This window comes from Testudinibacter aquarius (assembly GCF_004342725.1).
Lineage (GTDB): Bacteria > Pseudomonadota > Gammaproteobacteria > Enterobacterales > Pasteurellaceae > Chelonobacter > Chelonobacter aquarius.
The window spans coordinates 126,051-138,809 of sequence record NZ_SMCP01000004.1 but is presented as its reverse complement, the minus strand read 5'-3'; the positions used below and the strand labels follow the sequence as shown (position 1 = coordinate 138,809).

Annotated in this window: 11 protein-coding genes and 1 riboswitch; of the genes, 2 read left to right on the top strand and 9 right to left on the bottom strand. The window is 45.1% G+C overall.

Translation table 11 applies throughout. The features are described from left to right. Nucleotides 1-65: 65 nt before the first annotated feature. From thiQ to EDC16_RS05390, 6 genes are all read right to left on the bottom strand, one after another. The gene (gene thiQ, locus EDC16_RS05415) at nt 66-710 is read right to left on the bottom strand and encodes a thiamine ABC transporter ATP-binding protein (protein WP_132966195.1); all 645 of its coding nucleotides are present in this window, start codon (nt 708-710) and stop codon (nt 66-68) included. Beyond that, complete coding sequence (thiP, locus tag EDC16_RS05410; RefSeq protein ID WP_132966193.1) at nt 682-2,304, bottom strand: thiamine/thiamine pyrophosphate ABC transporter permease ThiP; 1,623 nt, start codon at nt 2,302-2,304, stop codon at nt 682-684. The genes thiQ and thiP overlap by 29 nt, the downstream gene beginning before the upstream one ends. A 12-nt stretch (nt 2,305-2,316) precedes the next feature. Then, on the bottom strand, nt 2,317-3,324 hold the full coding sequence (gene thiB, locus EDC16_RS05405) for a thiamine ABC transporter substrate binding subunit (RefSeq protein WP_132966191.1): 1,008 nt from the start codon (nt 3,322-3,324) through the stop codon (nt 2,317-2,319). A 57-nt stretch (nt 3,325-3,381) separates the two neighbouring features. Beyond that, a riboswitch (TPP riboswitch) is annotated at nt 3,382-3,498 on the bottom strand. A 35-nt stretch (nt 3,499-3,533) separates the two neighbouring features. Next, nucleotides 3,534-4,349, bottom strand: a complete 816-nt coding sequence (locus EDC16_RS05400) for a PPK2 family polyphosphate kinase (RefSeq protein ID WP_132966189.1) — start codon at nt 4,347-4,349, stop codon at nt 3,534-3,536. 40 nt (nt 4,350-4,389) lie between these two features. Beyond that, entirely contained in the window at nt 4,390-4,848 is a 459-nt protein-coding gene (locus tag EDC16_RS05395) for an RrF2 family transcriptional regulator (protein WP_132966187.1), read from the bottom strand. A 122-nt stretch (nt 4,849-4,970) separates the two neighbouring features. Next, on the bottom strand, nt 4,971-6,434 hold the full coding sequence (locus EDC16_RS05390; protein WP_132966185.1) for a YdgA family protein: 1,464 nt from the start codon (nt 6,432-6,434) through the stop codon (nt 4,971-4,973). A 329-nt stretch (nt 6,435-6,763) separates the two neighbouring features. Between EDC16_RS05390 and dnaK the strand changes: the two genes are divergently transcribed. Next, a complete protein-coding gene (dnaK, locus tag EDC16_RS05385) occupies nt 6,764-8,677 on the top strand; it encodes a molecular chaperone DnaK (RefSeq protein WP_132966183.1) in 1,914 nt (637 codons plus the stop codon). 116 nt (nt 8,678-8,793) lie between these two features. Next, entirely contained in the window at nt 8,794-9,924 is a 1,131-nt protein-coding gene (gene dnaJ, locus EDC16_RS05380) for a molecular chaperone DnaJ (RefSeq protein WP_132966181.1), read from the top strand. A gap of 202 nt (nt 9,925-10,126) precedes the next feature. Here the strand turns inward: dnaJ and hutZ are convergent, their stop codons facing one another. The 3 genes from hutZ to EDC16_RS05365 all read right to left on the bottom strand — a co-directional run bounded on the left by hutZ (nt 10,127) and on the right by EDC16_RS05365 (nt 12,759). Next, entirely contained in the window at nt 10,127-10,663 is a 537-nt protein-coding gene (gene hutZ, locus EDC16_RS05375; protein WP_132966179.1) for a heme utilization protein HutZ, read from the bottom strand. A 3-nt stretch (nt 10,664-10,666) separates the two neighbouring features. Next, the gene (gene hutX, locus EDC16_RS05370) at nt 10,667-11,161 is read right to left on the bottom strand and encodes a heme utilization cystosolic carrier protein HutX (RefSeq protein ID WP_132966177.1); all 495 of its coding nucleotides are present in this window, start codon (nt 11,159-11,161) and stop codon (nt 10,667-10,669) included. 152 nt (nt 11,162-11,313) lie between these two features. After that, nucleotides 11,314-12,759: a surface lipoprotein assembly modifier gene (locus EDC16_RS05365; RefSeq protein WP_232517302.1), complete on the bottom strand. Its 1,446-nt coding sequence runs from the start codon at nt 12,757-12,759 to the stop codon at nt 11,314-11,316.

Below are 12,759 nucleotides of genomic sequence, written 5' to 3'. Positions count from 1 at the left end.
CGCCTATGTTAGCGGAAAACAAGATTGCTGAAAAGTAATGAAAAATCAATACCTCCTGCGGCAGTTTACAAGACTTGATTATTGATTAAAGTTCCGTGATCAACGGTTAAAGTGTGGTCAACAAAATGGCCGACCTCTTGCGGTTGGTGCGTCACCATCAACAGGGTGAGGTTTTTATCACGGCAGATTTGCGCCAATAGCTGTAACATTTCTTGGCGAAGTGCGGTATCCAGCGCAGAAAAAGGTTCGTCCAGCAGTAGAATCGGTTTATCGCGCAGCATACAACGTGCCAAAGCAATCCGTTGTTTTTGCCCGCCGGAAAGTTGTTCCGGCAGACGGGATAAATACGGGGTTAAGCCGACTTTGTCTGCAATATGCAACACGGCTTGTCGCTGTTCGGCGTTGATGTTTAAATTGGGTTGCAAACCCAGAATAATATTCTGCTCTACACTGAGATGATTAAACAGATTGTTCTCTTGAAACAGTATCGAAACCGGACGCAAGTGCGGTTGGCTGTGGCTGTGATTTTCGCCATTCAGCCAAATTTGTCCGCTATCCGGTTGTTCAAAACCGGCAATCAGATTTAGTAGAGTGCTTTTTCCGGCACCGCTAGCGCCAATCAGCGCAACTTTTTCACCGGTTCGAATTTGCAGATCAAACTGCATCGGCATCTGTTTATAATTAAATTCTAGTTGTCTCAGATTGATCATCGCTTTTCTCGATCACAAGGAAAATTAAGCCGCACAGCAGCAGTAAAATCAAGGCAGTCACTGCCGCTTCTTGGCTGCGGTAGTGCCCCAGTTGTTGATACAGCAGGCGTGGCAGCGAGCTGAAATCTTGGTTGCCAAACAGGGCAATAGCGCTGAAATCCCCCAACGATAGCGCTACTGCATAAGCATAAGCGCTGCGCAGCGGATTCTGCAAGCTGTGCCATTCGATTAAGTGCCAACGTGTCCATCCACGAATGCCGAGTGACTGGCACAAATTTTCATAGTGGCGCATATTGTTGTTAAGTGGGGTCGCCAGAATGCGAAGTACAAACGGCATGGCAATTAAGGCGTTGCACAAAGCAACGATTAGAAACAAGTGCCACACCGCAAAATCCAGTTGTTGCAGCAGCAAAAACAGCCCGATTGCCAAGACTAAGGTTGGAATCGCAAGAATCATCATGCCGATATTGATCATCATGTTGGCGGTTTTAAGTTGATAGTGCCAGCGCAAACGGCGTGCCCCGATCAGCAGCGCAATGCTCAACAACAGCGCCAGCAAAGCCGCAAACGGCGCAAGGGTCAGCGAATAGCCGAGCGCTTGCCATAGCTGTGGACTTTGCCAGATTTTCGATAGTGCCGAGGAGGTTAAACCACTGTAGACAATATTCAGCAGCGGCAGGGCGATAAACAGCGCAACGCTAACCAACGTAATCCAATGGACAGAGACAAAAGTGCGGTTCAGTGGCTGTCGCCAGCGGTGTTGGGTGCTGAGCGGTGTCGGGGTATGCCGGCTAAAATAGCTGCTGGTTTGAAACAGCACAAAACACAACATGAATTGCACCAACGCCAGCATCGCTGCTTTGCCCAGATCAAAATCAAACGTCACCGCTTGGTAAATTGCCACTTCCAGCGTGGTGTATTTCGGACCGCCACCCAATGTCAACACAATGGCAAAGCTGGTGAAACACAGCATGAAAATCAGTGCAAACACCGGCAACAATTGCTGGCGCAGATAAGGCCACTCGATTAAACGCAAAAAATGGCCGTTGCGAATGTTCAATTGTGCTGCCAGTTGTCGCTGCTGCTGCGGAATACTGTGTAGCGCCTGCAAAAAAATCTTACTTGCCAGTGGCAGATTGAAAAACAGATGTGCGATCAAAATACCGTTTAAACCGTAGAATTTCGGCTGCCAGTCGATATGTAGCCAGCCGAGCCCGGTGTTCAACCAACCGGACAGGCCATAGATACCGATGAGACCAAAAACCGCCACCAGCACCGGCAAGACAAACGTCAGTGAAAAAATTTTCAGCAGCCATTTTTTTGCCCAGAAAGTGCGGTAAAACAGGGCGTGAGCAGTGAGCAGTCCGATAAATACCGACAGCAGTGCCGAGAGCGTGGCTTGCAGCAAGCTGAAGCGCAGAATATGCCAGAAGTAGCGATCAGCAAACAGCAAAGACCAAGAGGAATCCTGACTTTGCCGCCATAGTTGCCACAAACTGTTGCCACTGATTGCCAGCAAAAAAGCGATGACCGCCAAGCCGAGCAAGCTCTGTTTTTGGCAGTAAACGCTGAATTTAGACCGCACTTTGTTCATTTCAAGTTAGATTTATTGGCTTAGTGCCTGCTGCCAAACTTGAATTTGTGCTTTGCTATCGTCGCTGCTCGGGAACGGAATCGCTAAGGTTTTGAACGGTGTAAATTGATCAAAGCGTGGTTCGACTTCGGTTTTGATTACCGGCAGCATAATGTTGTGCAGCGCAATGGTTTTTTGTGCTTCGGAGCTGAGTAAAAACGCTAAAAACTGGTCAGCTAATTCGGGCTGCTGACTTTTTTTCAACTTGGCGGCAAGTTCGATTTGCACAATGTGACCTTCCTCAAATTCGGCAGCAGCGTAATTGTCTTTTTGTTCATGAATTTGATGGTACAGCGGTGAGGTGTTGTAACTTAATACCATGTCGGACTCACCTTTTAAGAATGCACCGTAGGTTTCAGACCAGCCTTTGCCGACGGTAACGGTATGTTTCGCCAAGGTTTTCCACGCATTTTCGGCCTGATCCTGCGGATAAACTGTGTTGACCCACGCTAATAACCCTCTTCCGACGGTGCTGGTGCGCGGATCTTGATAAATCACCTTCAGATCTTGGCGTTCGACTAAGGCTTTCAGGCTTGTCGGCGGATTTTTCAATTTTTGTTGATCGTAGATAAAGGCATATTGCCCGTAGTCATATGGCATAAAAGTGCGGTCTTGCCATTCGATTGGCAGTGCCAGTTGACTTAAATCGACGTTGTTTTCTGCAAATAAACCGGATTGGCGAGCATTGGCAAGTTGATTATTGTCTAAACCGACCAACACATCGGCTTTGCCACCTTTTTCCAAATAGAGGCGGTTGAGCATGGTCACCCCGTCTTCAAACGGCACGAAAGTCAATGTACATTGGCATTGCTGCTCAAATGCTTGTTTGAGTTTCGGACCGGGGCCCCAATCGGAGGTGAAAGAGTCGTAACTATAGACAGTTAAGGTTGGTTTTTCAGCGCTGATTGCTGCACTGGCGCTCAATAAAAGGGTGGCGGAGATAATGCTACGGTTTAACAATTTTTGTGCTAATGAAAACATGATAGAAATCCTTTTTTATAAAACTATAAGAAAAGAATTCAAGTGCGGTGACCAGTGTGGAAACGCAATCTCAAATCCCTTCGCTGCTACTAATCAGATCAGGTTCAGCGGGTATTTCTCAGCGTTATCTTACACATAAAAAAAAGATAAGATAATGCACCCCGATGAGAGCGCTTTATCTTATCCAAAACCGTTGGCAAAGAAAAGGGTTAATCAATGGTTTTCGGCCAGTTGCTGGTATCGACTTTTGGATATTGCATCTGCATCGCACGCAAGGTGTCGAGCAGAATTTGCATGATGATCACATTTCGTCCGGATTTCGAGTCGGCAGGAATCACATACCAGGGGGCATAATCGGTGGAGGTGGCGTTAATCACTTTCTCGTATTGCTTTTGAAAGTCACCCCATAATTTGCGATCGTCCAGATCGCCTAAATTGAATTTCCAGTTTTTATCCGGATTATCCAACCGCTCTTGCAACCGCTCTTTTTGCTCATCTTTGGAAATATGCAGGAAAAATTTGACAATCACAGTGCCGGTTTCGCTCAGCAACCGTTCAAACTCGTTAATCTGGCGTAAGCGGCGCTGTTCTTCGTCATCATCAATCCAGCCTTTGACTTTGGTAACCAGCACATCTTCATAATGGCTACGGTTGAAAATCACGATTTCACCGCGCCGCGGCACGACATTGTGCACCCGCCACAAATAGTCACGATCCAGCTCATTTTCAGTCGGGGCTTTGAAGTAAGCAGTGCGTACCGCCAGCGGATCAACACTTTGGAATACCGCTCGAATCGTCCCGTCTTTGCCGGAAGTATCCATGCCTTGCAACACGATTAACACTTTGCGTTGATGTTCGGCATACAGCAAATCTTGCAAATGATCCAATTCAGGCGCCAGTTCACGCAAAATGGTATTGCGTTCGTCTTTATTTTCAGCAATATCTTTTTTGCCGTTAGTTGAAAAGTTATCGATCTTGAAACTGTTTTTACGATCAATCCGGTAGTTTTTAATCTCGAATGCCATAGACGTTCCTTATTGAGTGTATTGAAGATCACAAAATCGGTTAATTGACAAAATGGGAACTGACAGGAATAAAATGCTGTGCCAACAATTCAGGCCGTTGCAGCACATCCGCCAAGCTATAACGAGCCAGCTGTTCATAAAAGGCGGTGACCGCTTGATCAAAAATAGTCGGCAGTTTACAAATTGGGGCAATGCAGCATGTGCTGTCGCCGGTTTCACTGTGGCATTTCACCAGCGTACCGTCATCGCCTTCTGCCTTACGGATCACATCCGCCAGATTGATTTGATTAGGAGAATGGGCAAGTTGAATACCGCCGCCTTTGCCACGGCGTGACAGAATGGTTTTTTGTTTTGCCAAATGGTGAATCACTTTCATCAAATGATTTTCTGAAATTTGGTAAGCTGCGGCAATTTCTTGAATGGTGCAGAGACGATCGCTGTGTAGTGCCAGATAAATCAGAACACGAAGGTTATAATCGGTGAATTTGCTGAGTTTCATAATATTCGTTTAGCTAGGGGAATTGCCTGAGTTTAACACAGCTTGGGCAAAAGTGCGGTTGATCAGAATCAACCGCACTGCCTAAAATGGTTAAATGAATTTAACCGGGGTTGGATAAGGTATTAAAATCCACCCATAAACATAAACAGCAGCGTTTGTGCGATACTTTCTTCCGGAATCACTTCGCCGTTCAGTTTCAGTTCGCCGTTTTCCAAAATCAGTTTGGACTGATAGTTTGCGCCGTTATCGTTGCTGACCAACATTTTTTGCTGTACAGCTTCTTCAAGCGACTGATTTAATTCAGATTCGGCATACTGTTCAGGGTTTTCTATGCCGTCTAATTTTGCCGAGCTGGTCATCAACATTTGTGCAGATTGGCGATTGACGTTGGCGTTCATTTCCAATTTATCGAACAGCGAAAGAATTTTGCCTTGCATTAGTGCAGCTTGTTGATCGGCTTTGGAGAAAACCAGATCAAAGGTTAGTTGGTTTTCGCCCGCACTGTTTTTCAATCTAAGCGGTTGAATTGCCAATGTTGGTTGCTGTTGCAGCAGTTTTAATCCTGCCTCGTTCAATTGCGCCTGCTGTTGTTCCAGATCAGGGTTGGTAAAGGCTTCAACGACTTGATTTAGCTCGGCGGCAGCCAGATGACCTAAATTCAGGTTAAAATCAATTTGCCCGAAATTTTCGCCGTTTATGCTTAAGGCTTCGATGCTGTTATTTAAGCGGTAGTCGGCAAATTGAGCGTTGACATTGGTGTCATAATCGAAACGAACATTTTTCAGCTCGATATTTTCTGCTGCGTAATCGGTTGCAGCTGCATCAGCAATGCTGATTAACCCAATATCAAAACGCTGCTTTCCGCTTGGAACATATTTGAAGTCAGTCGGGCTGAGATCGGAATTCAATGTGACATTATTGAAGGTCAAAGTGCGGTTGACGGTGATGGGTTGATAACGCTCATTAAATTCATCAACCTGTAAAGTGGAAACCCATTTTTCCAAACGCATTTTCAGCAAGCCGACTCCTTCTTGATTCGTATCGCTTTCAATATAAATTGGCGTGCTGTTGATGCTAAATTGCTCGTTGCTGTAATCAAAAGCAGCAATGGTTGAATTTTGCTTGATTTGCCCGCTATAGCTGATACTGAAATCACCGCTGTAAGGTGCAACGCCTTTACTGGCTTTAAACACTTCGCTGATCGACGGATCTTCGGTCATTTCGGAATGCGCATCAGCTAAAACCGGCATCAGTTTCAGACTGGTTAAGCGTGACAGCGGTAATGGTCCGTGCTCAGCAGTGCTTTTGAACGGCAGTATCAGCTGAGAATTATCTTTTAAATCAGTAATGATCACTTGATCTTCAATCTGAGTCGAGAAAAAGCCGCGCTCTAGTTTGGTATTTTTAATTTCAAGGTGGTAATTGCCGTGAGCGACATTATTATAGCCACTGGTAACGCGTTCATTGGCTAATGCGATATATTCTGGATATTTTTGTTCCAGTGCTTTACCGGAATACCAAGTGCCGCCAGCCCATGCCGCCACCAAAACTGCGATGGCGCCAAGCGCCAGAGATGATTTTTTCATAATAATTCCTTTTTATTAAATGCTAATAAATGTCAATCTAATTAAACGGTAAACAGAGTATAGCCATTCGCTGAAAAATATACCAGCAGCAGTTTGAATACGGTTGTACTGTTTTTGGGATTTTTTCGCAAAAAAATGATTTTTGCTCTTGAACTTTGTGTTTTCACCCCTATTTATTGCTGCAAGTCAGGATCAACGTTGTTTTTTGACGGTTACAACAAATTTAACGGTAGCAGTTGAAATTCAATTTTTAGTCCGCATCTTAAAAGCATCGAAGCAATTCGCATGCTTTACAGAGAACAAATTTCAGATTTAACAGGAGAAATCAAATGGGAAAAATTATTGGTATTGACTTGGGTACAACAAACTCATGTGTAGCGGTGATGGACGGCGACAAACCGCGTGTGATTGAAAATGCAGAAGGCGACCGCACCACGCCGTCGATTATTGCTTATACACAAGATGGCGAAACTTTGGTTGGACAACCGGCAAAACGTCAAGCGGTAACTAACCCGAAAAATACTGTGTTTGCAATCAAACGCTTGATTGGGCGTCGTTTCACTGACGAAGAAGTGCAGCGTGACGTTAATATTATGCCGTTTGACATTGTGAAAGCGGATAATGGCGATGCGTGGGTATCAGTGAAAGACGAGAAAATGGCACCACCGCAAATTTCTGCCGAAGTATTGAAAAAAATGAAAAAAACCGCCGAAGATTTCTTAGGCGAGAAAGTCACTGAAGCGGTCATCACCGTGCCGGCGTATTTCAACGATGCGCAACGTCAAGCGACTAAAGACGCCGGGCGTATTGCCGGCTTGGAAGTGAAACGTATCATCAACGAACCGACAGCGGCAGCGTTAGCATACGGCTTGGACAAAGATAAAGGCAACCACACTATCGCTGTTTACGACTTGGGCGGTGGTACGTTCGACCTTTCGATCATTGAAATTGATGACGTTGAAGGCGAAAAAACGTTTGAAGTGTTGGCAACCAACGGCGATACTCATCTGGGCGGCGAAGATTTTGACAACCGTGTGATCAACTATTTGGTGGACGAGTTCAAAAAAGATCAAGGTATCGATCTGCGTAACGATCCGTTAGCGATGCAGCGTCTGAAAGAAGCGGCAGAAAAAGCCAAAATCGAACTTTCTTCTGCGCAACAAACCGATGTGAATCTGCCGTATATCACCGCAGATGCGACGGGTCCAAAACACCTGAACATCAAATTGACCCGTGCCAAACTGGAATCTTTGGTAGAAGACTTGGTACAACGTTCACTGGAGCCGGTGCGTACTGCGCTGAAAGATGCTGACTTGAGCGTATCTGAAATTGATGAAGTGATTTTGGTGGGCGGACAAACCCGTATGCCAATGGTACAGCAAAAAGTGGCTGAATTCTTTGGCAAAGAGCCACGCAAAGACGTCAACCCGGACGAAGCGGTTGCGATCGGTGCGGCGGTGCAGGGTGGCGTGTTGGCCGGTGATGTGAAAGACGTGTTGTTGCTTGACGTAACCCCGTTGTCATTGGGTATCGAAACCATGGGCAGCGTGATGACCAAACTGATCGAGAAAAACACTACAATCCCGACCAAACACAGTCAAGTGTTCTCCACGGCGGAAGATAACCAAAGTGCGGTTACCATTCATGTGTTGCAAGGGGAGCGTAAACGTGCCGCTGACAATAAATCTTTAGGTCAGTTCAACTTGGAAGGAATCCAAGCTGCACCGCGCGGTATGCCGCAAATCGAAGTGACTTTCGATATTGATGCCGACGGAATCTTGCACGTTTCTGCCAAAGATAAAGGCACGGGTAAAGAGCAAAAAATCACCATCAAAGCTTCTTCAGGCTTGAGTGATGATGAAATTCAACAAATGGTGCGCGATGCGGAAGCCAATGCGGATTCGGATCGCAAATTTGAAGAGTTAGTGCAAGTGCGTAACCAAGCGGATCATCTGGTGCACTCAACCCGTAAACAGTTGACCGAAGCCGGTGATGCCCTGTCAGCCGATGACAAAGCCGCAATCGAAAGTGCGGTCAGCGAGTTGGAAACCGCAGCCAAAGGCGAAAACAAAGATGTGATTGAAGCCAAAACTCAAGCCTTGATTCAGGCGTCGGAAAAACTGATTGCTGCAGCACAGCAACAAGCCCAAGCCGGTCAACAACAGGCGCAAGGTCAAACCGAACAAGGCAAAGGCGGTGATGACGTAGTTGATGCCGAATTTGAAGAAGTGAAAGACAAGTAAGTCGATGGCGATTAAAGAAGGTCAAATCCACTTTCTTTAGCACCAAGCAGGGCGATGAGTAATCTTCGCCCTTTTGCACATATAAAAACAACTCAAGAGAAGCAAACGGAAAGACTATGTCAAAGCGTGATTATTATGAAATATTAGGCGTTGCCCGCAGTGCCGATGAAAAAGAGATCAAAAAGGCGTATAAGCGTCTGGCGATGAAATATCATCCGGATCGCAACCCGGACAATAAAGACGCGGAAAGCAAATTTAAAGAAGTCAAACAAGCCTATGAAATTTTAACTGACCAACAAAAACGTGCCGCCTATGATCAATATGGTCATGCTGCCTTTGAGCAAGGTGGCTTTGGTGGTGGTGCAGGCGGCTTCGGCGGTGCAGATTTTGGCGATATTTTCGGTGACATGTTCGGTGATATTTTTGGCGGCGGTGGACGTGGTCGTCAGCGAGTAGTGCGTGGCGATGATCTGCGTTACGACTTGGAAATCACTTTAGAAGAAGCGGTTAAAGGTACGACCAAAGATATTAAGATCAATACCTTAGTTGAGTGTGACAGCTGTCATGGCAGCGGAGCGCAAGCGGATTCGAAAGTGGAAACCTGCCCGACCTGTAAAGGTGCGGGGCGAGTACGCCGTCAACAAGGCTTTTTTGTCACCGAACAAGTCTGTCCGACCTGCCACGGCAGTGGTAAAAAAATTGAGAAACCTTGTACGAAATGCCATGGTGACGGGCGTGTACATAAAACCAAAAATCTGTCGGTTAAAATTCCGGCCGGTGTTGATACCGGCAACCAACTGCGGTTGAGCGGTGAAGGCGCGGCTGGGGAGAATGGTGCACCGGCAGGGGATTTATATGTGGTTATTCACGTTAAAGATCACCATATCTTCGAACGTGACGGCAATAATCTGTATTGCGAAGTGCCGATTAGTTTCACTATGGCGGCGTTGGGCGGAGAGATTGAAGTGCCGACGTTGGACGGACGGGTCAATCTGAAAATTCCGGCGGAGACCCAAACCGGTAAACTGTTCAGAATGCGCGGCAAAGGTGTGACGTCAACCCGCAGTCATTATGCCGGTGATTTAATTTGTAAAGTGATTATTGAAACGCCGGTGAAACTGAACGAAGAGCAGAGGAACTTATTGAAACAATTGGAAGAAAGTTTAGAAGGCAGCGGCAAAAACCGCCCGAAATCCTCTAGTTTTCTGGATGGCGTGAAGAAGTTTTTTGATGACTTAACCAAATAAAAAACAGAGACGAAATACAACGTTTGAAAGCGATTATCTCAGGGTAATCGCTTTTTTATTATAGCTAGATAGCGTCTAGCTATAATAACCAGACACTATGGGTATGGAGTCAAAGAGCTTTAGCGATGAAAGATCAGGGTATTAAAAAACTCTGACTTGATGAAAAATTTATAGTAATTAGCTATTCAAACATTTGAGTGATTTAAGATTGAATGGCTCCTTGATTTTCTGTTAGGTGTCCTTGTTGCAAATGAATTGCACCAACTAGATCATCAGCACTAACTCGAAACGCCTGTCCGAAGCCTTTTACAAATAATCCTTGTTGCGGAATTAAATTAAACAGAGTGAAGTCCTTCATTTCAGTTAAATTTTCAACAATTTTTCCGTGGCGTTCTAATAGCGCTGCCGTGCCATGATGCCATTCTGCGCTATCGTACGAAATGATTTCCGATTTAGCATCAAACGAGAGGCGGCGGCGAGCAAAGATTTGTCGACTATCGGCTTCATCTTCAATCAGCATTAACGAAACTTGGTTATTGCTTTTTAAATTGCGTGCATGGCGTGCAATATCGGAAATAAAAACATAATATCCTTTTTCATTGCTGACAAAAGGCGCATAACTCACATTCGGTTTCCCCTCTTCATCAACGGTTGCCAACATAAGTGTGCGGCAGCGTTGTTTCAATTCCTGAATTTCAGGCCCTAAGCGATTTTGCAGGCGTTGTTGGCGATCGTCCATATTTTATTTCCCCTCAACAGTGGTATAGTGTTGCATTTGCTCGAAATGCTGTAATTGCTCGTTTAACAGTTGACGGTGCGAATCACGTCCGACAAAAATTTTGCACATTGCCTGTCCTTGATGGTTTAAAAAAATGACGCTCGCCGTCTCCGCCCCCATAAATTGCCGTTTTAAAAATGCGATTTTGGCACAGTTTTCAAAACGGATATGCCCTGAAAGCCCTTCTTTTGAACGTAAATTAAAAAAGCCATGACGATAAGTGCCTGTCGGTAATTTTCCGCCCCATTCCCAAATACCATCGGTAGTATGAACGATTAGGGTAACGTTGCTCCATTCAGTAATTTCATGCCAAATACGATCAAATAATGACCCGGAAATCATCGGGCAACCCAATGTTTGTAAAATTTGTTCTAAAGTAACTTTGTGTTGTGAGGCAAAATCTTCCAGTACCATTGGTTGTTCTTCGCCCAATTTTTGTTTTAGTGTTAATAAATCCATGTTATGACCTCGATTTAATAAAAGTTTGTAATGCACCTAATAATTGGCTTGCCCAAAACCGCCCTTTGGTGGTCAAAATCAAGCTTTGCTGTGCAAAAAATAATGAAATATCAAACGACTCTTTATTTTTCTCTATATAATTTTTCTTAACATTAAAAGCGAAATTCCAAGTTAAATTGAATTTCATTTTGTTTATAGGAATATAACCAGTCTACATTGCTGCGATTGCGTGTGTGTTTTAAAGTGAGGTTTGGCGTGATCCCATGATATTCCCACTTCGGCACTTTAAAAATCGCCATATAGATTTGTTGCCGATCTCGACGTTTGGCCTCTAATGCCGCGGAATAGCCCTGATAGCCAGTGGTGCGCCATAAACCGATTAGCGTGGTGTTCAAGCCAAAGCGGAATTGATGATTAATCCCTGCTCGAATGCCACGAAGATAATAACGATTCACATCATCTGCAGCGTTGCGATAAGTCCAGTCTGCACCGGCAAACAGCGTGCTGCGCTCGGAAAGAGTGTAATATAACGTGGCGTAAGCCGAATTTAACCGCACTTTGTCCAATCCCGAACGGACAGTGGCATAACGCTGATATTTTTGCTCCAGCTGAAGATTGAAAAAATACCGTGCTGATAGTTCTTGCGACCACGCCGCCAGCAGTCCGATCCCATGCTGATATTTATGGTTTGCCGACGTTTGATATTCCACAAGCGGCGCAAGGGTAAGTGCGGTTTTGGCATTTTGAAAATGATAGCCCCCATAAACCCGCAATGTATTTTCGCTATATTGGTGTTGGTGCGGATAAAATTGTCCGTAACTGTTGAGGCTAAACTGAATGCCATGATTGCCCGATACGGAAGTATGTTTTTGCAGCGCCAAATCATAACGCCAACCCTTTGCATTCAATGCCGTCGGCGCAGTTCGTTCAACAAAACAACGATGATTATTCATCAATAAACAACTGTTTTTTCGTGATGATTGGTTGATATTGGCACTATATTGATAGCCGACACTTAATGAACCCTGCCATTCATCACGTTGTTTCACGCTATATTGATATTGTTGCAGTGTCTGTTCAATGACTGGAGGCAACTCGGCTTGACGCAATTGGGTGAAAAGTGCGGTTGCTTCGCGGTTTTTATGGTTTTCAAATAAAATTCGTGCCAAATCAAGCTGCCCGCGCACAAAATCAGGTTGTGCATTCAATAGCAAACGGTAGTAATGTTCGGCTTGATACAACTGTTTTTCTTCTCTTGCTAAAGCGCCTTCGGCAAACCAAATTAACTCTTTTTTGGCGGTAGGAAAGGTTTTATATCGACTTAAAAAAGGGGCAATATACTGCCATAAATTTTGATTAAGCGTGATATACAGCGCTTGCCCGACGGCTTCCGCATTATTATCCACCTCGAATGATTGCCCGTCTAAGGTGATTTCATCAGTTAGCGACGACTGTCCAGCAGGATTAGGTCGATTCAATTGCTGTTCGTGCTGTTGCCACAGGCGCACGGCTTGATCGTCCTGCAGGTTGGCATAAATGCTCTGAACCGAGAAACAAGCAACAACCATAAAAGAAAGCGTACGAGCATTTTTTATCAT

Bases quoted from the DNA above. Each gene is read 5' to 3' on its own strand.
- hutZ (WP_132966179.1), bottom strand. From the start codon at position 10,663: ATGGACGATCGCCAACAACGCCTGCAAAATCGCTTAGGGCCTGAAATT.
- EDC16_RS05390 (WP_132966185.1), bottom strand. From the start codon at position 6,434: ATGAAAAAATCATCTCTGGCGCTTGGCGCCATCGCAGTTTTGGTGGCG.
- EDC16_RS05400 (WP_132966189.1), bottom strand. From the start codon at position 4,349: ATGGCATTCGAGATTAAAAACTACCGGATTGATCGTAAAAACAGTTTC.
- dnaK (WP_132966183.1), top strand. From the start codon at position 6,764: ATGGGAAAAATTATTGGTATTGACTTGGGTACAACAAACTCATGTGTA.
- thiB (WP_132966191.1), bottom strand. From the start codon at position 3,324: ATGTTTTCATTAGCACAAAAATTGTTAAACCGTAGCATTATCTCCGCC.
- EDC16_RS05395 (WP_132966187.1), bottom strand. From the start codon at position 4,848: ATGAAACTCAGCAAATTCACCGATTATAACCTTCGTGTTCTGATTTAT.
- thiP (WP_132966193.1), bottom strand. From the start codon at position 2,304: ATGAACAAAGTGCGGTCTAAATTCAGCGTTTACTGCCAAAAACAGAGC.
- hutX (WP_132966177.1), bottom strand. From the start codon at position 11,161: ATGGATTTATTAACACTAAAACAAAAATTGGGCGAAGAACAACCAATG.
- dnaJ (WP_132966181.1), top strand. From the start codon at position 8,794: ATGTCAAAGCGTGATTATTATGAAATATTAGGCGTTGCCCGCAGTGCC.
- EDC16_RS05365 (WP_232517302.1), bottom strand. From the start codon at position 12,759: ATGATAAAAAATGCTCGTACGCTTTCTTTTATGGTTGTTGCTTGTTTC.
- thiQ (WP_132966195.1), bottom strand. From the start codon at position 710: ATGATCAATCTGAGACAACTAGAATTTAATTATAAACAGATGCCGATG.